Below are 17,866 nucleotides of genomic sequence, written 5' to 3'. Positions count from 1 at the left end.
CGACCGCGATGGCAGCCTTGTCAGCGCGGCTACGAAATGCGCCCCGATCGGCGCGAAAGCATCGCCATCGTCAGGACGGCTCCCACGCTCGCCAGACCCAGCCACTCGAGCGTACCGACGCCCCACCCCAGGCGGCTGCCCGCAAGCACGAAGGCAATGGCAAGGATCGCGATCCCGCTCCACCGCGCATAATATCCCGTTCGCATCGGAAGCTTGCGGCCGATCAGGTCGCGTTGGTGTCGTTCGCGCGACAGGCACAGCAGGCCGAAGCCCGCGGTCGCGAGCAGCAGAAGCAGGAAATGGATCATGCGACCTCGACCGAAGGCGATCTGGCCGGCCGCTTGCCTCTCGCCGTCCTTGGGCCCGCCGAGCGACGCAGCACCTTCGAAGCGGCCCATCCGAAACCGGCGGCGATAAGCAACATCGTCGCGTCGAAGCCCGCAAAGACCCAATCGTCGGCGATCAGGCTGGCAACCAGCGAGCGGTCGGTCGTCAGCGCATTGATCACCGGGACGAGCGCAAAGGACACAGCCACCGCGGCAAGAGCCTCGACCCAGGCCCGCGCTGAGGGGCGCGCCGTCGCCCAGACGAACACGGCGCCCCACGCAATGAAAAAGGCCGCGATCTCGCGGTCGCTTCGCCCTGCCCCGCCCACGGGCAAAAGGCGGTTGGCGAGGAAGTAGGCGGCTATTGCGAAGGGCAGCCCTGCAATCGCGCCGACGTTCAGCTTCTCGACGAGGCGAAACCCGAAATGCGGCCGGTCGGGATCGGCCAGCTTGGCGCGGCGCTTCACCGTCCACAGGATCAGGCCGGAGGCAACCATGATGCAGCCGGCGAGGCCCGAGAGGAAATAGAGGGTGCGCAGCACGCCGCTGGCGAAGCGGCCCGCGTGCAGGCCGATCATCGTGCCTTCGGTCGCCGTCGAGGCGCCCGACGGATTGTGCGCCGAAATCAGCTTACCGGTCACGCCGTCGAACGTCAGCGACCGCGGCCGGACCGACATGCCGGCGTCGGGCGCGGTCGATACGATGACCTGCGCCGTCCGGTCGCCCGGGTTAAGAATACGGACGCTTCCGGCGCCGGCGCCCCATGTGCGCTCGGCGCGCTCGACCAGCGGCGCCACGGCGGTCAGCGGCGCCGGTCCCACCTTTTCGGCCGGCGTCGGCCAGGGGAAGGTCGTGTCGAAGAATTTTTGCTGGTCGGCATAATTCGCGGCGATACCCCAAGGCATATAATGCGTCGCAAGGCTCACCAGCCCGGTATAGGTGATCATCAGGATGAAGGGCAGGAACAGCACGCTCGACACATTATGCGCATCAAGCCAGCTCCGCTGGCCTTTGCCGAGGCGAAGCAGGAAGAAGTCGGCGATGATCTTCTTGTGCGTGACGATGCCCGAAAAAATCGCAACGAGCATCGCCATCGCGGCGATCCCGACGATCCAGCGCGCCCAGTACCAGTTGATATAATGGAGGTCGTAGTGGAAGCGGTAGAGGAACTCGCCGCCCCGCGTTTCGCGTGCCTCTGCCTTGCGACCCCCCCCGTCAAGGCGTGCATCGGTCGGTGCGTCTGCGGGCGCATCGGGACCGTTGACCCAATAAAGCTGAAGGCCCGCCGCGCGCTTGCCGGCCGAATAGACCGACCATTCGCTGGCGCCCGGTGCTTCCCGCTCAAGCCAGCGCGTCGCCGCCGCAAAGCTTTTCGGGCCGTCCGCCGGAACGCTGCGAACCTCGGGCGTCATCCAGGCGGTAATCTCTTCCTGGAAATAAGAAGACGTGCCGGTGACGAAGATCGCGAAAAGCAGCCAGCCCAACAGCAGGCCGGTCCAGGTGTGAAGCCACGCCATCGATTGCCGGAAGCCGTTCTTCACAGCCGGCCTCCCCAGGCGATGAAGCACCAGTCGGCGAGCCCCGCGGCCACCCCCGTCGCGATCAGCCCCGCCCACAGCCACGACACCGAGCGCACGGCGAACGCGGCCATCGCAACGCCCGCGAAGATGAGGAAGGACAGAAGCGTCGCGCCGACCGACGCCTGCTGGGCACCGCCGGGCAAAAGCCGCGCGATCAGCATCGTCAGCGCGCTGGTCACGGCATAGTTTAGCGGCACCGCGGCCAGCGCGCGCGCAGCGACATCGCGCCATATTGCGCCGCGTAAAATTTCGACCGCCCTGCTCATGATGACCCTATCGCAAGATTGCGACTAACTCGCAATAGCGCACTAGAAGCGATAACCGAGCGTACCCATCACGTTGCGCGGCGCGCCGACGAAGCAGTCCCCGCGCGCGAGGCAGGAGGCGTAATATTTATTGCCCAGCATGTTCGTGGCGTTGACCGCGACGCGCCAATTGTTCCAGCTGATCTCGGCCAGCGCATCGACCGTCGTGCGCGACGGTGTGACGATCGACCAGATGTCGCTCGTCGACACGCTCTTGCCGCTGTAGACGACGCCGCCGCCGAGCCGCAGCTGCGCTTCGTCCGCAAGGCCGAAGGTCTTGGTCGACCACAGCGACGCGGTGTGGCGCGGCATATAGTCGAGGCTGGTGTTGGTTTCGGACTTGAGCTTCGAATAGCCGTAATTGGCGAGCAGTTCGAAATTGCCCGGTAGCGTGTGACTGGCCTCGATCTCGAAACCCTTTGTGTTGAGCTCACCCGACTGGGTCGTACCGCCGGCGGCGAGATAGAGGACGCGGTTGCGTTCCTTGATCTTGAAGGCGGTCGCGGTGACGAGCGTGTTAGGTGTCGGCTGCCACTTCACCCCCGCTTCATATTGAGTGCCGGTCTGCGGACGATAAGGATCGCCGAAGGTGCCGTCGCCATTGTCGATGCGGCCGGCGACCGGCAGGAAGCTCTCTGTATAGCTGAAGAAGGGTGAGAAACCCGCGCCGATCTCGCCGATGATCCCGGCGCGGAAGGTCGTGGCATTATCCTTCTGCCCCGACGAGCCGGTGACGCGGTCGCGGCGCGCGCCCAGCACGACCGAGACGCGGTCGAAGAAGCGGATCTGGTCCTGGACGTATATGCCCAGTTGCTTCTGGCTTTCCTTCGTGAAGTCGCCGCTCGGATCATAGGTTAGCAGCGCGTCATAATCGATGTCGTAGAGGTCGACGATCTCGCGCCCCCCGGCGTAACGCTTGCCCACCTTGTTCCAGCTGTAGTCGATACCGACGAGCAGCTTGTGTTCGATATTGGCGCCGGTGGCGAAATCGAACTGGAGATTATTGTCGGTCGAAAAGACGTTCATCCGCGCGTCGCTGGCGTCGGCGATCAGGGCGATTGTACGCCCGTTGGTGCCATAGACCGAGAAAGGGTCCTGCGGGTTGGTGTAGCTGTCGGCATAATGAGTGTTATATTCGAGGTCGCTGTCGATGTAGCGCGCCTTGAGGCTGAGCTTCACATTGTCCGAGAAGCGGTGGGTGATCGATCCGCCGCCCTGGAGCGAGCGGCCGTTATAGCGGTCCCAGCCGGCCTTGCCGACGAAGGTATAGCGATCGAGCTGCGCGCCCGCGACTTTGTTGGGCCGGAAGGTGCCGACGATCGGCAGGAATTGCGAGGTCGAGCCGGTGTCGTCCTCCTGATAGAGGCCGGTGAGAATGACGTCGGTGTCAGGGGTCGGCTGCCAGCGGATCGAGGGCGCGAACATCACGCGGTCGTCGGGGACATGGTCGATGAAGGTGTCGGCGTCGCGCGCGCGGCCGACGAAGCGGACGGCGAGATTGTCGGCGAGCGCAAGATTGACGTCACCCAGCACTTCCTTGCGGTCATAGCTGCCATAGACGAGATTGACTTCACCGCGCGTGACGAAGTCCGGCGTCTTGCTGACCAGATTGACGAGGCCGCCGATCGACCCCTGGCCGAACAGCACCGACGCCGGCCCGCGGACGATCTCGACACGCGAGAAATTATACGGGTCCGAGGTGATCGAGGCGTAATAGGAGAAAATGTCGCGCATGCCGTCGCGGAACTGCAACGCGTCGAGTCCCCGAACGTTGAAACCGTCGACGCGCGTGTCGCGGCCGTAAGGATTGGCGAGAACGCCAGCGGCATATTTCACCGTGTCGCTGATGCTGATCGCGCCCTGCGCCTGATATTGCTCGGCGGTGATGACCTTGATCGGCTGCGGCAGTTCGGCCAGCGCGGTGTCGGTCTTCGTTCCGGTATAGCCGGTGACGACGATCATGTCCTCGCCGGCGCCCGCATCACCTTCGGCGGTGGCGGCCTCTGCAACGGCGGCCCCCGCAGCTTCGCTCGCCCAGGCCGAATTGGCGGCGACGACGAGTGTGGCTGCTCCGCAGAGCGCGATCATTCGGACGGTCATGGCGTTCCCCTTTTTGCGACTCAATCTCAATTAGGGGCGGCGGCTATAGCGAACCGCGTGCAATAGCAAGCTATTAATAATCGTTTGCAATAAGGCGCGTCGGCGGGCACATAGTGGGCACCCGGGGGCTTGCCTTGCAGCCAACGATGTCATCTGGAGGTTCTTATGAAGACGAGTTTTGCGGCCTTGATGGCTTTCAGTTTCCTTGCATCGCCCGCGATGGCGCATGAGGTCTGGATCGAGCGGGACGCCGCAGGCCCCGCGCGCATCTATCTGGGCGAACCCGCCGATGTCGTGCCGGAGGCGGGCGATCCCGAGTTCCCGAACCTCAAGGCGCCGAAGCTGTTTCAGGGCGATCCCGCAAAGCCCGCGCCGCTCGTGCGCCGCGCAAATCATATCGAGGCCGCCGCCGCGGGCTCGGGCGACGTCCGCCTCTCCGACGACAATGTCTTCGCGCCGTGGCAGGGCGAAGGCGGGAAATGGGAAGGCGTCGTCTATTATGCGCGGGCGGGCCGCGAAGAAGCGAAATCCGTACTCGATCTGGAGATCAGCCCAGTCAGCGCCAACGCCGACAGCTTCGTCGTAAACTGGCTCGGCAAACCGCTCCCGGGCGCCAAGGTCACCGTCGTCAATGCCGACCGTTGGCAAAAGAGCTTCACCGCCACCCCCCAGGGCGGCATCGCGGTTCCGATAACCACGCCGGGCCGTTATCTGCTGTCCGTCTCGCACGATGTCGAGGGCGCCCGCACGCTGGGCGGCAAGACGGTCGAGAAGACCATCCATGTTTCGACGCTGACCTTCGTCGCGAAATAGGGCGGAGGGAGACGGGTAGCGAGGCATCGCACGCCCCGTCCTCCAGCGCCTTTAGTCCGAGATCGTTTCATCCTCGATCGCGGCATGAAGCATGCAGTCCCAGATGTCGCCGTCGCCGACGGCCAGCATCGCGGCGCTCGGTTCGCGGAGGGCACGCGACACCGCCAGAGCGGCATCGCTATAGTCACCCCAAAGCGCGTCCACAGCCTCGCCCGCCGAGGTCATGTCGCCGTCGGCGTTGCGGCTGAGGGCATGCCCCGCGAGAACGCGGGCCACTCGTTCGAGCGGCGAGGTCATCGCCCGGTCGAGGCCGGATGCCATCAATCTTTGTTCAGATAGGCGCGGACGGCATCGGTCGCGCTGCCTACCGCATCGACCGCCTCGCGCAGTTCCGCTTCGCTGACGCCAAGCGTCTTCGTCCAGTCGCGCACCTCATAATCTTCGCCGAGACTGATGCGGTCGCGGTCGGGTGCACCGGTACTGCCTTTATCGTCTGCCATGATCGGCTCCTTGTTCCCCAAAGCAACGCGCTTGCCCGGGGCAAGTTGCGGCTGAGGTCGCTGCGGGAACGAATAGTCTTGCGGTCGGTCTATAGAGGATGGCTGGCACTGCGAATTCCCCTGCCCAAGGAGCCGAAGTAGCGGGCAAGCCAAAATGTTCGGCGCCTGCGACTTCTGCGCGCTATTCGCCTCCTCTCCGGCTACGCCGGGCTGACCAGAAGCTGGCTGATCTGTGAAGATCGCGACCTATAATGTGAACGGGATCGGCGGACGGCTTCCCATCCTGCTCAGATGGCTCGCGCTCGCCGAGCCCGACATCGTCTGCCTCCAGGAACTGAAGGCGCCGCAGGATAAATTTCCCGAGAAGGAAATCCGCGACGCGGGTTATGACGCGATCTGGCACGGGCAGAGCCGCTGGAACGGCGTCGCCATGCTCAGCCGCGTAGGCGAAATCCATGAGACGCGGCGCGGTCTCCCCGGCGACCCGCACGACGAGCAGAGCCGCTATATCGAGGCCGCGGTCGGCGGCATTCTCGTCGCCGGCCTTTATCTGCCCAACGGCAACCCCTGGCCTGGCCCCAAGTTCGATTACAAGCTGACGTGGATGGAGCGGCTGCACGGCCACCTCGCGGGCCTGTTCGAGCTCGATGCCCCCGTCGTCGCGTGCGGCGACTATAATGTCATCCCCACCGATCTCGACGTCTACAAACCCGAGAATTGGAAAGACGACGCGCTTTACGCGCCTGAGGCGCAAGCCGCCTACCGGCGTCTTCTCGACCAAGGTTGGACCGACGCGATCCGCCACCTTCATCCCGACGAGCGCATTTACAGCTTCTGGGCATATTGGCGGCAATCGTTCGAGCGCAATGCCGGCATCCGGATCGACCATCTTCTTCTCAACAAGCCGGCGACGAAGCGGCTGCGGGCCGCAGGCGTCGACACGCGACCGCGCGGCTGGGAGAAAACGAGCGACCATGCGCCGGCGTGGATCGAGCTAGCCGCAAGCGAGCGTCGGGTCCGAAGATGAGGCGATCGATTGTCAGAAGGAGAGCGGAAGGCCACCCTCGGACCTCAAAGCGCAAGGAAATAGCATGACCGAAATTCCATCACAAAACGACCAAAATGGATCGCCGCGCCGCGCGCCCGATGCGAGCGCGGTCGAAATCGCGCCGCGCAGCGGCACCGCCTTCGAATTGAGGAAGGGCGATGTTCTCCGCGTCATCGACCCCGAAGGCGGCCAGGTCAGCGACCTGCTCGCCTTCATGGCGGCCGATCCGCGCGAGGCGATCTCGAATGGCCGCACCTTCGATTATGAGGAACGGATTCGCCTGACGCGCGGCCACCGGCTCTGGTCGAACCGCTCGACGCCGATGCTCGAGATCATCGAAGACAGCGTTGGCACGCACGACTTCCTGCTGACCCCGTGCAGCGAGGCGACCTTCCGGCATTTTTATGGCGACAAGCCCGTCCATCGCGGCTGCTTCGGCAATCTTGCCGAAGCGCTCGCCCCCTTTGGCATCGATCCCGACGCAATTCCCGTCGCCTTCAACATCTTCATGAACGTGCCGGTCGCGGACGATGGCTCGCTCCGCGTGCTTCCGCCGACGACGAAGGCCGGCGACTATATCCGCCTGCGCGCGCTCGCAGATCTCGTGATCGGGCTGACGGCCTGTTCGGCCTATGACAGCTGCGGCGGCACATTCAAACCGATCCACTATCGGATAGAATGATCCCCGATAACGAGCGAAAGTCGCCGGAAGCCATCCGCAAAGGAGCCTCCGTCAATCGTCGCAACCCAGATCAATTCGAGCAACTCACAAGCCGGCCGGCAATTAATCGCCTCGTCCGCCGAGCGCGCCGTTCCCGACGCTCGCGACTGCGCGCCCCGAAAACGGGCAACGCCAGTCGTCGCCAACGGCGCGCCCCGAATATTGCCGCGCTTCCGACACGGTCCCATGGGCCGCGAGCATCGGGTTCGCCTCGCCGGAAAGTGCGATATCGCGCGCGATGATCGTGCTGCGCATCTTGTCGTACATGCCGGCGGCGCGCAGCTGCTCGAACTGGCCGTGAAGGTTGAAGACGAGCGCCGGGCGTTCGAAGCGTCGCGCCGGACGGCTTGCGCGGGGGTGCAGGCCGACGACGAAAAAAGCCTCGCCGCCAAAGCTGAGCGAGAAATGCGGATCGGACGGATCCGTGCTGACGCGCGGATCGGGCGTCTGGCCATGCCAATCGTCCTTGTTCGAGAGCGAGGCGAGCCGCTCCCACAGGCAGCGCTCGAAACCGGCTTCGTCGAGATCGCTGTCCTCTTCGAACAATATGACGAGCGACTGGAAGAGCGACGGTTCGCGCGCGTAGGACCACGCCAGGTCGAGCAGGTTGGGATAGATGCGCAGATCGTCCCACGCCGACCGGAGGTCACGCCCGACGACGAAGCGGATCTGCTGCTTGGCAAGCGCGGACTTTGCGCCGACGCAGGGAAAATCCACGTCTCGGATGAAGTCGGCGAAGCGCAGCGCGAGCGGATGATCATTGTCATTGGTCGTTGAAAGCATGACCGGCAAACGAAGGCCAACCCAGCCAAGTTGCGCCGATTAATCCATGTTACGACGATTTTCCGCCGCCGCGACAGCCACAGGCATGATGCGCCTCGGCGTAGCGGAACTCTCGGGCCTCCCGACCGTAAATCGCGCATGAACATTCTCGATTCCGGGCTTTTCCTGCCGATCGTCGGCGCCATCGCCGCGGGCGCCATCCTCGGTGCCGAACGCGAATATCGCGCCAGCCCGGCGGGGCTGCGCACGCACATTCTCGTCGCCCTCTCTTCCTGCCTGTTGATGCTCGCCGCGGTCCACCAGATGGCGTGGCTCAACGATGCGCCGAGCGAGGTCATCCGGATCGACCCCGTGCGGATGGCGCATGGCATTTTGACTGGCATCGGGTTCCTGTGCGGCGGCGTCATCTTCCGCGAAGGGCTGAGCGTCCGCGGACTGACGACTGCCGCGTCGCTCTGGACGACGTCAACGCTCGGGATGCTGTTCGGAATCGGTTTCTACGAGCTTGCGCTGTTTGGTACAGCCGCATCGCTCCTCGTTCTCGCCGCCGTCACGATCACCGAGCGGCACGCGCCGCAGCGACGGGTCGCAAGGCTCAGCGCGACCTATGACCGAAATGCCGACGTCAACGCCGACGAATTTCGCGCCCTGCTCGACGAACATGGCCTGAAGGCGCTGACCGTCGACGAGACACTCATTGGCGATACGGTCAAATTCGCGGCGGTCGCCGACGGTTTCGACGAGAAGAAAGCGCTCTCGCTCGTCGCCGCGTGGAAGAAGGACGAACGCATTCGGGGCTATACGCTTCGCCTTCAGCAGGCCTGAAGCCGGCCGCGGACGAACTCGAGCTTAGCGGCTGCCGCCAACAGGCGCATCGCCGCCAGTCTTGGGCCCATGATCGGTGCGGACTTCGGCCTCACCGCCGCCGCTCTGCGGATCCGAGTCATAATCCTCGTCATTTCCCTTGCCACCCGCGCCGGCCCCACTGCCCGTCGCCGGTCCGCTTCCCGTACCGGCGCGTCGGCCCCGGTTCAGGCCGGCCTCGTCGAGCTTGGCGCGCTGATCATGCGGATAGTCCTCGGGCGTCACCGTTCCGACATTCTCGCGGTTCTGGACATCCGCCTGCTTGAGCGAACCCGGCGTGGGCGCCCGATCCTTGGGGTCGGCATCGGAGCGGGCGTCGCCGAGCGGGCGGCGCGGCGTCGTGTCACTGGGCATTTGCGGCCTCCGCCTGGCCGAGCTTGGCAAGATCGGCGATATGCGTCTCGACCACCGGCGCGATTTCTCCGGCCGCTTTCTTGAGGTTATCGGTATCGCCATTGGTCGCGTAACTGCGGTGCAAAGCAAGCGCCGCGTCGTGCGCGGTCTGCTGATGACGCAGGTAGATGTCGTCGATGGTCGCCGGGTCGGCCTTTTTGATTTCGTCGAGCATAGCCAGTTGGCTGCTGTCGAGGACCGGGGCCGGGACCGGCAGCGCGGCTGTCGCGGCGGCCGCCTTGACTTTCGCAGTCGATTTTCCGTGCTGATCGATCATCATCCGCGCAAAGGCCTTCACATCGTCTTTCGTAGACTTGGCGATCAGCGTCTTGGAAGACTCGATTTCCCAAAGATCACCCGCACCCGCTTTCGCGATATAGCCAGCAGCGTCGGTCGGCGCCGCAGCATCGGCAACGGGCGTGGCATTGGGCAGCGCTGTCGCGCTCGCCTCCGCCTGGCACGCCTGCATGCGGGCCAAATAGAATTCACCGCTCCGCGTCGTTGGTTTGAGGCTGGGCTGGGAGGTCATGTGACAAGCACCATGTTTCTTATCGTCGAGGCCCGGAGCCATCGAGCCGGTTGATCTAGGTCGATCCGGTTTTCGCGCGGGCGCCTTTCGCCCGGCATCGCCAAATCTTCCGGGGTGCGAGCGGTGCCGAGCGCCCAATCATCGGGCCTCAACCGGATATTCGATCTTTCGGCGAGGCCGGCATCCACTCGCCGCTTTCCTCGTCATAGACATAATCATTATCGCTGGTCATTTCATGCTCCATTGGGGTTGGACGGTCCGTCGGTCGATCGAAACCGCTCGAGTTGTCGCGCGCCGATCGCCGCGCAAAAGGCGAAGCCCGCGGCCAGGACGAGCGCCCAGCGGTCGGTCAGGAACCAAGCACCGGCGCCAAGCATCCCACCGACGACGAAAACGAGCCAGAAGGCCAGTGACCGCCTTGTCTCGCGCAGCCTGCCAGCGGCGAGTGCCTCGCCCAGACGCACCGCCTGGACCGAGGGCAGCAAGGTGTCGCGGAGCGGCGCCGCATCCTGTTCGAACAAGCAATGGGCCGCGCCCATTGCCGAAGCGATGAGGAGGATGGCCCCATAAGCCGGGCCAGCGTGAAGGAGGACGAAACCGCAACCCAGGAACAGGCCGGCCACCAGCAGCGCGACGCTGCGCCGGAAGCGCGTCGAGCGACTGGTGATCAAGCTGGTCAGCACGACTCCCGAAAGCAGGGCCAGGACGGCACCGCCGGCATGTAATGCAACGCGGCTGCCATCGGCCAGCGACCGCGGCAACGATGCTGTTCGCGTCGGGCGAGGCGAGAAACAGGCCGCCGAACGCCAGAAAACCGAGGGCATCGACAAAACCGGCGAGCGCCGTCGCGGAAAACGCAAGCCATAGCAAGCCGCGCTGGAATGGCGCTTGAACATTGGGCATGGTCAATATTCCCGTCCTCGCTTCAACGGAGCCCCCGCCGCGTTCATGTTTTCTAGAGCAGCTCGACCGCGAGTGACTGCGCGCGCGCATAATCGACCGCGTGCGAGAGCTTGGCCGACGTTTCACCAAGTCCGACGCGATCGAGCATCGAACGGGGCTGCGGTTGCACGCCGGACAGGATGACCCGCGCTCCAGCGATCCGCGCCTGCTCGACAAATTCTTCAAGCGCCTGCGCGCCGCTCGCGTCGAGAAGCGGCACGAGCCGCATGCGCAGGATGATGACGCGCGGCGATTGCCCCACCCGGCGCAGCGTGTCGAGCAATTCGCCCGCAACGCCAAAGAAGAAGGGACCGGTTATCCGGAACACTTCCACCCCCGGCGGCAAATCATCGCGCTGGTCGAGATCCTCGGCATCGAGTTCGGTATCGCGCTTGCCACTGCCATCCACTTCGACCATCTCAGCCATGCGCGCCATGAACAGCAGCGACGCGAGCGTCACACCGACACCGATCGCGACCGTCAGGTCGACGAGCACCGTCAGCCCGAAGGTGAGCAGTAGCACCGCCCGATCGCTGTTCGGCATGCGGAGCAAGGCGAGGAAGCGCTGATATTCGCTCATGCCCCAAGCGACCATGAACAGGATCGCGGCGAGCGTCGCCATCGGCACATAGGCCATCAGGTCGGTGCCGAAGAGGATGAACAGCAGCAAGAAGACCGCGTGCAGGATGCCCGCGACGGGGGTCTTCGCGCCTGAACGGATATTGGTCGCGGTGCGGGCGATCGCCCCCGTGGCAGGAAGACCACCAAACAGCGCCGAGCCGATATTGGCAACGCCCTGCCCGATCAGTTCCTGGTTCGAGCGGTGCCGCGTTCCGGCCATTCCGTCGGCGACAACCGCCGAGAGCAGCGCCTCGATCCCGGCGAGAAAGGCGATGGTGAAGGCCGACGGCAGGACGGCCGTGATCTTCGCGAATGAAATCTCCGGGAAAGACGGCATCGGCAGGCCCGCCGGCATGTCCGGAAAGCGCGAGCCGACCGTTTCGATCGGAAGCTTCAACAGCACCACGACGAACGAGCTGGCCACCACGGCGATCAGGAAGCCGGGAAGTCGCGGTGCCAGCTTGCGAAGGCAGATAATAATCGCGAGGGCGCCGACGCCGACGCCGATGGCGGCCCAGCTAGCACTCGGCAACGCCCCCAGATAAGCCTGCCATTTGGGAAGGAAATCGGCGGGCACCTTGTCGATAGTAAGCCCGAGGAAATCCTTGACCTGGCTCGAGGCGATGATGACCGCTATGCCCGCGGTGAAACCCGTCATGACCGGATGCGGGATATATTTGATCATCTGGCCGAGCCGCAGCACCCCGGCGATGATCAGGATAAGTCCCGCGAGGAAAGTGGCGACGAGCAACCCGTCATAGCCATGGATCGCGATCACATTGAAGATCACGACGACGAAGGCGCCGGTCGGCCCGCCGACCTGGACGCGCGATCCACCGAGCGCCGAGATCAGGAAGCCCGCGACGACCGCGGTAATCAGCCCCTTGTCGGGCGACGCCCCGCTGGCGATGCCGAGCGCCATGGCGAGCGGTAGCGCAACGATCGCGACAGTCAGGCCGGCGATCGCATCGGCGCGGAAGGTGGCGGCGGAATAACCCTCGCGAAAGACCGTCAGAAGCTTCGGCGTATAGGCCTCGGGTTTCACCGAATTTCGGGCCGGCTCGGAAATTTGGCGGAAAGAAGCCCGCGCCCGGGCCGCTTAAGATCGGTTTCAGCCGCTTCGCGCAATCGCACACCGCGTCCCGTCCCGGCGCTCGAAGAATATTCGCCAAGCAGTTCGATGCCGTTGCTTTCAAGCGCGCCGATCACCTTCACCAGCGTATCGACGACGCCGCGAACCTGGCCATTGGACGCTTCCATGCGCTGGATGGTCGGAAGCGAAAGGCCTGCCAGTTCAGCGAGCTCCCGCTGGTCGATCCCGAGAAGGGCACGCGCGGCGCGCATCTGCTGCGACGTGATCATATCAGCTCCTTGACGTTTCAGACATCATTTATCAATCTTAACACCATCATCTAATACTGTATATATGGATGATGCTAAGCAATCGATCAAATCACGCGCCGTCCAGACGCGAGCAGCGGGCATAGCCGATGCCCGATTTCATGCAGACGCCCTTCGACCGGCCGATCGTGAGGAAGGCGCCTCCCCCCTCGCCCGACCATGTCCCTGAAGATGCGTGCCCCGCACTCCCCGCCACGGGCCGCGAGGCAGTCGTCCGCGGCATTTTAGGTCGCTGCCCCCGCTGCAACAAGGCGAGACTATTTACCCGCTTCCTTAAGCCAGTCGCGCACTGCCCTCACTGCGCCCAGGACTGGACGCGTCAGCAAGCCGACGATTTTCCGGCCTATGTGTCGATCTTCCTCACCGGCCACATCATGGCGCCGGTCATCATCGCGCTTGTTCAGGAAACAGCGCTGCCGCTGCCCGCACTGGCCGCCATCATCGTCCCGCTGATGCTCGCGCTGATGATAGCCTTCCTTCAGCCCGCGAAGGGTGCGATCATCGCGCTGCAATGGTGGCTCGGCATGCATGGGTTCCAAAAGGAGAGGCCCGCCGTGCGTGACGGTGGCAACGGCGAATAGCACATTTCGTGGATACAGCGGTGCGGCGCCTTCGGACAGAATTGGGGTTTGGTGTCGGAGATATCTGCGACTCTCGGCAGAGATTGGCCGTTAGGAGACTTACCGCTCTTGTGCCGAAAGCGAGGAGCGCGGACGTTCAGATGCAATCCTGAGCGCTCTCTCTAGGACAATATTGATTCGCTTATTAGCTCTGGATGTCCCCTGCCTGTCGGCGCCTTACAATATGGTCGACGACAGGGCCCGCGGTGAAGCCGTGAACAACGGTCGACAACAGGATCGTGAGCGCAATCGTCGCCCAGAGCTGCCCCTCGTTCACCAGTTCCAGATGGCTGGCCGCATAGCCAAGGTAATAGATCGAGCCGATGCCCCGGACACCATAGAAAGCGATCACGAGCCGATCGGCCGGCGGCGGCCCGGTTCGCAGCAGGCTGATCCAGCCGGCCAGGGGCCGCACGACAAACAGCAAAGCGAGCGCAATTCCTGCGTGCGCCCAGTCGAGTTCGCCGAAGAGGCGAGGAAAGGTGGCGCCGATGAGAATGAGGAGAAGCGCGGTCAGTGCCAGTTCGATCGCTTCGTTGAAGCCATGAAGCTTGCCGTGGAACTCATGCTCGGCTTCGACCCGGCGAAGGACGACGCCCGCGACGAAACAGGCGATAAAGCCGTAACCTTCAGCAAGCTCGGTTGCGCCGTAACAGAGAAGGACCCCCGCGATCGCCAAGACGCCGGACGCCGTGTCGGCAAGGACATTGCCACGCGGGATGGTAAACAGGACGCGCGCCAGCACCCAGCCGACAGCGGCACCGCCGAGGCAGCCGATGGTGATGCGATAAAGAACATCGAGAAGCAGCCATTCGCCGAGCATCGCGGCCGAAAAACCCGACGTGCCGGCGAGCAGCCCCAGATAGACGAAGGGGAATGCAAGGCCATCGTTCAGGCCCGCTTCGGTGGTGAGTGCAAAGCGCACTGGATGCTCGCCGCCTTCGGTCGGCGGCCCGACCTGCACTTCGCCCGCGAGCACCGGGTCGGTCGGCGCCAGCACCGCGCCGAGAACCAGCGCACCGGCGAGGGTCATCCCGGCAAAGGCGAACCCCATGAAGGCGACAGCGGCGATAGTGAGCGGCATCGCGATCGCCAGAAGCCTGATCGTCGGCCGCCACCGCCGATAATCGGTCACATTGTCGATCCGGATGCCCGTACCGAACAGCGCAACTATAACCGCGAGCTCGCTGGCCAGCTCCCAAAACAGCGGCGCATCGCGCGGGTCCAGCGCCTGCGATACGTCGGGAAGTATCCAATGCATCGCGATGCCGAACAGGATCAACAGCGCCGACGCCGCGGGCTCGCGCCCGGAGAGAAAGCGGGGGAGCCAGAATGCGGCGATGATGCCAGCGCCGACAAGCGCCATCCCCAGATGATAGCTGCTCAAACCGAAGAAGGGTTGTTCGTTCATTGATCCTGCAATGGCGCTGAGAGAAGAAAGGGAAACGATACGCGGGGCGACACTGTTCCCCAAAGGTCCCTCCAGCTTCTAGCCATTGCGACCCATTCGGCTAGAGTTGCCGGCAAAGTGAACAGCGCTGGCCGCGCGCCGGAAAGAAATACGGCAATCGGTGCAACGGCCGCCCCATTCGCTTGTTGGTAAAAAATGGAGGACCAGCGGGCGCGCGGCACGCATCCAAGGCGACCCCGCGCCCTCAGCATGACTGCAGGAGATAACACCGGCTGGCTGGGGCGGCAGGATTCGAACCTGCGAATGGCGGCATCAAAAGCCGCTGCCTTACCACTTGGCGACGCCCCAACGGGCCGGTGCGAGGCGCGCTCTATAGCGCGCCGCCGGTTATTGCAAGGCAGCCTTAGAGGCGCGTCACCCAGCCGTGCGGATCGGCGGCGCGGCCGCGCTGGATGTCGACGAGCTTGTCCTTGAGCTTGGTCGTCACCTGCCCCGGGCCGCCCGCGCCGATCGTGAAGCTGCTCTCGCCGCGTGTCACCTTGCCTACCGGGGTCACCACCGCGGCGGTACCGCACGCGAAGCTTTCGGTCAGCTTGCCGCTTTCCGCATCGGCCTGCCACTGGTCGATCGCATAGGGCTCCTCGCGCACCGTCAGCCCGGCGTCGCGCGCCAGCGTGATGATCGTATCGCGCGTGATGCCCGGCAGGATCGTGCCGGTCAGCGGCGGGGTCACGATGCTGCCGTCGTCGAAGACGAAGAACATGTTCATGCCGCCCAGTTCCTCGATCCAGCGATGCTCTGCGGCGTCGAGGAAGACGACCTGGTCGTGGCCATTGGCGATCGCTTCGCGCTGCGCGACGAGGCTGGAAGCATAATTACCGCCGCATTTGGCGGCGCCGGTGCCGCCGGGCGCGGCGCGGGTATAGTCCTCCGACACCCATAGCGAGATCGCGGGGGCGCCCGACTTGAAATAATTGCCGACCGGCGAGGTGATGACGAGGAACTGATATTCGGCGGCCGGCTTCACACCCAGGAACACCTCGCTCGCGAACATGAAGGGGCGAAGGTACAGCGCGCCGCCGTCGACCGGCGGGAACCAGTGCGCATCGGCAGCGACGGCTTCCTTCACCGCCGCGATGAACAGATCTTCGGGCAGTTCGGCCATCGCCATGCGGCGCGCGCTGGCGTTGAAGCGCGCGGCATTGGCCTCGACGCGGAACAGCGCCATCGAGCCGTCGTCAAGGCGATACGCCTTTAACCCTTCGAAGATTTCCTGCGCATAATGGAGCACCGCGGTCGCGGGATCAAGCGACAGCGGCCCGCGCGGCATCACCTGGGCATCGTGCCAGCCCTGCCCCTCGGTATAGCGGATCGACACCATATGATCGGTGAAGACGCGCCCGAACACGGGGTCGGCAATCGCCGCCGCCCGTACATCGTCCGCGATCAGATTGGGGTGCGGCAGATGGATGAAGGCGGGAACGGACATGCGAAAACACCTGTGTTTGCTGGTTTGTGGAGCGCGCCTCTTGCCAAAGACCGGCGCGGCGCGCAACGGTAGCGACTATGCCGGATGAGAATTTTCTTTCACAAGTACCCGCCGCCTCTGCTCTTTTCTTGCGCGAAGACGAAGTGCGCCGCGGCATCGAATTCCTCTTTTTCGCCCATGCTTCGCTGTGGCGCGCGATCGATGCGCGGCTCGCCGAAAAGGAACTGGGCCGTGCGCATTACCGTGCGCTCTATTTCATTGCGCGGCAGCCTGGGCTGACGATCTCAGACTTGCTCGCCTTGCTTGGGATTACCAAACAGTCGCTGGGCAGGGTGGTGAAGGAATTGGAAGCGCGCGACTATCTGGCGACGCGGCCCGGCAACCGCGACCGGCGCGCAAAGGAGCTGCGCCTGACCGACGCCGGCCGCGCGGCCGAGAGCGCGATCTTCACGATGCTCCGCGACACGATGAGCCGCGCCTACACCCATGCCGGGCAACAGGCGGTGACCGGATTTTGGCAGGTCAGCGAGGCGCTGATCCCGGCGCGCGAGCGGGGCCGGATAGCGATGCTGGGCAAAGAGGCCGGTTAGCCCTCGCCGCGCGCGATGTCCGCCAATTCTCGCCCGCGGTCACGTGCCGCGCGCAACACATTGGTAAGCAGCGCGGCAAGCTGGCCGTCGCCGTCGAGCACATCGAGCCCCGCCTGCGTCGTGCCGCCCTTGCTCGCGACCTGGGCGATCAGCACACCGGGCTTTTCGCCGCTGTCGGCGAGCAGCGCAGTCGCGCCGCCGAACGTCGCGGTAGCCAGTGCCAACGCGTCTTCCGCCGACAGGCCGAGCCGTTCGCCAGCCGCAGCATAGGATTCGATCAGGCGGAAGACGAAGGCGGGGCCGCTGCCGGTGAAGGCGGTGACGAGATCCATCGTCGAATCGTCCGCAAGCGTCACTCTATGGCCGAGCGGATCGAGCAGAGCGGTAATCGCCGCGTCGTCGGAGCGGCCCGATGTTGCGACCGCCGACACGCCCGCGCCGATACGCGCGGCGAGGTTGGGAAGAATGCGGACCTGCGCCCTGGCGTCGGGAAAGCGTGCCGCGAGATCGGCAATCGAAACACCCGCGAGGATCGACAGCAAGTGAACGTCACCCGTCGCGAGCGGTGCCAGTATCTCCGCGACATCGCCGAGTTGCTGTGGCTTCATACCCAGCATGATCCAGTCGGCGCTGCCGCCCGCGGCCTGCCATTCATCGAGCGATGCATGCGGAACGATGCCCGCGCGCGCCGCCGCATAGGGGTCGACGATCGCGACCAGCGCCGGGTCGAGACCCGCCGCCAGCCAGCGATCGAGCATTGCGCCCGCCATATTGCCGCAGCCCACGAGCAGGAGCCGGCCGGTGAAATTCCGCAATGCTTTCGTCATAAG

The 17,866-nt window shown here is 64.4% G+C and carries 21 protein-coding genes and 1 tRNA gene; 6 read left to right on the top strand and 16 right to left on the bottom strand.

Going from position 1 to position 17,866, the window contains the following annotated elements:
• Positions 1 to 29: 29 nt before the first annotated feature.
• Genes SKP52_RS03825 through SKP52_RS03810 form a run of 4 tightly spaced genes read right to left on the bottom strand, consistent with a single transcriptional unit; the run spans position 30 to position 4,311 of the window.
• Entirely contained in the window at positions 30 to 308 is a 279-nt protein-coding gene (locus SKP52_RS03825; RefSeq protein ID WP_039571953.1) for a DUF3325 domain-containing protein, read from the bottom strand.
• Positions 305 to 1,867 carry a PepSY-associated TM helix domain-containing protein gene (locus SKP52_RS03820; RefSeq protein ID WP_039571951.1) on the bottom strand — a complete coding sequence of 521 codons (1,563 nt, stop codon included), beginning with the start codon at positions 1,865 to 1,867 and terminating at the stop codon, positions 305 to 307. The genes SKP52_RS03825 and SKP52_RS03820 overlap by 4 nt, the downstream gene beginning before the upstream one ends.
• Complete coding sequence (locus tag SKP52_RS03815) at positions 1,864 to 2,172, bottom strand: hypothetical protein (protein ID WP_039571948.1); 309 nt, start codon at positions 2,170 to 2,172, stop codon at positions 1,864 to 1,866. The genes SKP52_RS03820 and SKP52_RS03815 overlap by 4 nt, the downstream gene beginning before the upstream one ends.
• A 42-nt stretch (positions 2,173 to 2,214) precedes the next feature.
• The gene (locus SKP52_RS03810; RefSeq protein WP_039571945.1) at positions 2,215 to 4,311 is read right to left on the bottom strand and encodes a TonB-dependent siderophore receptor; all 2,097 of its coding nucleotides are present in this window, start codon (positions 4,309 to 4,311) and stop codon (positions 2,215 to 2,217) included.
• A 165-nt stretch (positions 4,312 to 4,476) separates the two neighbouring features.
• Here SKP52_RS03810 and SKP52_RS03805 point away from each other — a divergent pair, with 165 nt between their 5' ends.
• Complete coding sequence (locus SKP52_RS03805; RefSeq protein WP_039571942.1) at positions 4,477 to 5,124, top strand: nickel uptake transporter family protein; 648 nt, start codon at positions 4,477 to 4,479, stop codon at positions 5,122 to 5,124.
• A gap of 51 nt (positions 5,125 to 5,175) precedes the next feature.
• Here the strand turns inward: SKP52_RS03805 and SKP52_RS03800 are convergent, their stop codons facing one another.
• Together SKP52_RS03800 and SKP52_RS03795 are read right to left on the bottom strand one after the other, a co-directional pair.
• On the bottom strand, positions 5,176 to 5,445 hold the full coding sequence (locus tag SKP52_RS03800; protein ID WP_039571938.1) for a hypothetical protein: 270 nt from the start codon (positions 5,443 to 5,445) through the stop codon (positions 5,176 to 5,178).
• Positions 5,445 to 5,624: a DUF3606 domain-containing protein gene (locus SKP52_RS03795; protein WP_039579659.1), complete on the bottom strand. Its 180-nt coding sequence runs from the start codon at positions 5,622 to 5,624 to the stop codon at positions 5,445 to 5,447. Before SKP52_RS03795 ends, SKP52_RS03800 begins: the two co-directional genes overlap by 1 nt.
• A gap of 232 nt (positions 5,625 to 5,856) precedes the next feature.
• Between SKP52_RS03795 and xth the strand changes: the two genes are divergently transcribed.
• Positions 5,857 to 6,651 (top strand): exodeoxyribonuclease III, encoded by a 795-nt coding sequence (gene xth / locus SKP52_RS03790; RefSeq protein ID WP_039571935.1) that lies wholly within the window; start codon positions 5,857 to 5,859, stop codon positions 6,649 to 6,651.
• Positions 6,652 to 6,715: 64 nt separating this feature from the next.
• Complete coding sequence (locus tag SKP52_RS03785) at positions 6,716 to 7,354, top strand: DUF1989 domain-containing protein (protein WP_081997193.1); 639 nt, start codon at positions 6,716 to 6,718, stop codon at positions 7,352 to 7,354.
• A 102-nt stretch (positions 7,355 to 7,456) separates the two neighbouring features.
• Here SKP52_RS03785 and gntA read toward each other — a convergent pair whose 3' ends face one another.
• Positions 7,457 to 8,176 carry a guanitoxin biosynthesis heme-dependent pre-guanitoxin N-hydroxylase GntA gene (gntA, locus tag SKP52_RS03780; protein WP_039571931.1) on the bottom strand — a complete coding sequence of 240 codons (720 nt, stop codon included), beginning with the start codon at positions 8,174 to 8,176 and terminating at the stop codon, positions 7,457 to 7,459.
• A 138-nt stretch (positions 8,177 to 8,314) separates the two neighbouring features.
• On the opposite strand from gntA, the gene SKP52_RS03775 reads away from it, so the two are divergent.
• On the top strand, positions 8,315 to 9,001 hold the full coding sequence (locus tag SKP52_RS03775) for an MgtC/SapB family protein (RefSeq protein ID WP_052207774.1): 687 nt from the start codon (positions 8,315 to 8,317) through the stop codon (positions 8,999 to 9,001).
• 24 nt (positions 9,002 to 9,025) lie between these two features.
• Here the strand turns inward: SKP52_RS03775 and SKP52_RS03770 are convergent, their stop codons facing one another.
• The 5 genes from SKP52_RS03770 to SKP52_RS03750 form a co-directional block, all read right to left on the bottom strand.
• Positions 9,026 to 9,394: a hypothetical protein gene (locus SKP52_RS03770; protein WP_039571927.1), complete on the bottom strand. Its 369-nt coding sequence runs from the start codon at positions 9,392 to 9,394 to the stop codon at positions 9,026 to 9,028.
• The gene (locus SKP52_RS03765; RefSeq protein ID WP_148309023.1) at positions 9,384 to 10,100 is read right to left on the bottom strand and encodes a DUF4142 domain-containing protein; all 717 of its coding nucleotides are present in this window, start codon (positions 10,098 to 10,100) and stop codon (positions 9,384 to 9,386) included. Before SKP52_RS03765 ends, SKP52_RS03770 begins: the two co-directional genes overlap by 11 nt.
• A gap of 95 nt (positions 10,101 to 10,195) precedes the next feature.
• Positions 10,196 to 10,645: a DUF1275 family protein gene (locus tag SKP52_RS03760; protein ID WP_267128037.1), complete on the bottom strand. Its 450-nt coding sequence runs from the start codon at positions 10,643 to 10,645 to the stop codon at positions 10,196 to 10,198.
• Between the two features lie 272 nt (positions 10,646 to 10,917).
• On the bottom strand, positions 10,918 to 12,570 hold the full coding sequence (locus SKP52_RS03755) for a SulP family inorganic anion transporter (RefSeq protein ID WP_039571920.1): 1,653 nt from the start codon (positions 12,568 to 12,570) through the stop codon (positions 10,918 to 10,920).
• Complete coding sequence (locus tag SKP52_RS03750) at positions 12,567 to 12,887, bottom strand: helix-turn-helix domain-containing protein (protein ID WP_039571916.1); 321 nt, start codon at positions 12,885 to 12,887, stop codon at positions 12,567 to 12,569. Before SKP52_RS03750 ends, SKP52_RS03755 begins: the two co-directional genes overlap by 4 nt.
• A 128-nt stretch (positions 12,888 to 13,015) precedes the next feature.
• Between SKP52_RS03750 and SKP52_RS03745 the strand changes: the two genes are divergently transcribed.
• Positions 13,016 to 13,507: a DUF983 domain-containing protein gene (locus SKP52_RS03745; RefSeq protein ID WP_039571913.1), complete on the top strand. Its 492-nt coding sequence runs from the start codon at positions 13,016 to 13,018 to the stop codon at positions 13,505 to 13,507.
• A 184-nt stretch (positions 13,508 to 13,691) separates the two neighbouring features.
• Here the strand turns inward: SKP52_RS03745 and SKP52_RS03740 are convergent, their stop codons facing one another.
• The 3 genes from SKP52_RS03740 to SKP52_RS03730 all read right to left on the bottom strand — a co-directional run bounded on the left by SKP52_RS03740 (position 13,692) and on the right by SKP52_RS03730 (position 16,446).
• A complete protein-coding gene (locus tag SKP52_RS03740) occupies positions 13,692 to 14,957 on the bottom strand; it encodes a cation:proton antiporter (RefSeq protein WP_039571910.1) in 1,266 nt (421 codons plus the stop codon).
• Positions 14,958 to 15,230: 273 nt separating this feature from the next.
• Positions 15,231 to 15,305, bottom strand: a tRNA-Gln gene (locus tag SKP52_RS03735).
• 55 nt (positions 15,306 to 15,360) lie between these two features.
• Positions 15,361 to 16,446 carry a branched-chain amino acid aminotransferase gene (locus tag SKP52_RS03730; protein WP_039571907.1) on the bottom strand — a complete coding sequence of 362 codons (1,086 nt, stop codon included), beginning with the start codon at positions 16,444 to 16,446 and terminating at the stop codon, positions 15,361 to 15,363.
• 77 nt (positions 16,447 to 16,523) lie between these two features.
• On the opposite strand from SKP52_RS03730, the gene SKP52_RS03725 reads away from it, so the two are divergent.
• Positions 16,524 to 17,036, top strand: a complete 513-nt coding sequence (locus SKP52_RS03725; protein ID WP_039571902.1) for a MarR family winged helix-turn-helix transcriptional regulator — start codon at positions 16,524 to 16,526, stop codon at positions 17,034 to 17,036.
• Here SKP52_RS03725 and SKP52_RS03720 read toward each other — a convergent pair.
• Positions 17,033 to 17,863, bottom strand: a complete 831-nt coding sequence (locus SKP52_RS03720; RefSeq protein ID WP_039571898.1) for a pyrroline-5-carboxylate reductase family protein — start codon at positions 17,861 to 17,863, stop codon at positions 17,033 to 17,035. The genes SKP52_RS03725 and SKP52_RS03720 overlap by 4 nt on opposite strands.
• Positions 17,864 to 17,866: the final 3 nt, after the last annotated feature.

It is taken from the genome of Sphingopyxis fribergensis (assembly GCF_000803645.1).
In the GTDB taxonomy this organism is placed as follows: Bacteria; Pseudomonadota; Alphaproteobacteria; order Sphingomonadales; family Sphingomonadaceae; genus Sphingopyxis; species Sphingopyxis fribergensis.
Note: the sequence above shows the minus strand (reverse complement) of the source record. Positions and strands in the feature narration are given on the sequence as shown.

What these genes read in the sequence shown, in the direction of transcription:
- SKP52_RS03770 (WP_039571927.1), bottom strand. Translation starts at nt 9,394, where the DNA reads ATGCCCAGTGACACGACGCCGCGCCGCCCGCTCGGCGACGCCCGCTCC.
- SKP52_RS03745 (WP_039571913.1), top strand. Translation starts at nt 13,016, where the DNA reads ATGCCCGATTTCATGCAGACGCCCTTCGACCGGCCGATCGTGAGGAAG.
- SKP52_RS03730 (WP_039571907.1), bottom strand. Translation starts at nt 16,446, where the DNA reads ATGTCCGTTCCCGCCTTCATCCATCTGCCGCACCCCAATCTGATCGCG.
- SKP52_RS03725 (WP_039571902.1), top strand. Translation starts at nt 16,524, where the DNA reads ATGCCGGATGAGAATTTTCTTTCACAAGTACCCGCCGCCTCTGCTCTT.
- SKP52_RS03720 (WP_039571898.1), bottom strand. Translation starts at nt 17,863, where the DNA reads ATGACGAAAGCATTGCGGAATTTCACCGGCCGGCTCCTGCTCGTGGGC.
- SKP52_RS03810 (WP_039571945.1), bottom strand. Translation starts at nt 4,311, where the DNA reads ATGACCGTCCGAATGATCGCGCTCTGCGGAGCAGCCACACTCGTCGTC.
- SKP52_RS03795 (WP_039579659.1), bottom strand. Translation starts at nt 5,624, where the DNA reads ATGGCAGACGATAAAGGCAGTACCGGTGCACCCGACCGCGACCGCATC.
- SKP52_RS03750 (WP_039571916.1), bottom strand. Translation starts at nt 12,887, where the DNA reads ATGATCACGTCGCAGCAGATGCGCGCCGCGCGTGCCCTTCTCGGGATC.
- SKP52_RS03775 (WP_052207774.1), top strand. Translation starts at nt 8,315, where the DNA reads ATGAACATTCTCGATTCCGGGCTTTTCCTGCCGATCGTCGGCGCCATC.
- gntA (WP_039571931.1), bottom strand. Translation starts at nt 8,176, where the DNA reads ATGCTTTCAACGACCAATGACAATGATCATCCGCTCGCGCTGCGCTTC.
- SKP52_RS03805 (WP_039571942.1), top strand. Translation starts at nt 4,477, where the DNA reads ATGAAGACGAGTTTTGCGGCCTTGATGGCTTTCAGTTTCCTTGCATCG.
- SKP52_RS03740 (WP_039571910.1), bottom strand. Translation starts at nt 14,957, where the DNA reads ATGAACGAACAACCCTTCTTCGGTTTGAGCAGCTATCATCTGGGGATG.
- SKP52_RS03825 (WP_039571953.1), bottom strand. Translation starts at nt 308, where the DNA reads ATGATCCATTTCCTGCTTCTGCTGCTCGCGACCGCGGGCTTCGGCCTG.
- SKP52_RS03815 (WP_039571948.1), bottom strand. Translation starts at nt 2,172, where the DNA reads ATGAGCAGGGCGGTCGAAATTTTACGCGGCGCAATATGGCGCGATGTC.
- SKP52_RS03785 (WP_081997193.1), top strand. Translation starts at nt 6,716, where the DNA reads ATGACCGAAATTCCATCACAAAACGACCAAAATGGATCGCCGCGCCGC.
- SKP52_RS03800 (WP_039571938.1), bottom strand. Translation starts at nt 5,445, where the DNA reads ATGGCATCCGGCCTCGACCGGGCGATGACCTCGCCGCTCGAACGAGTG.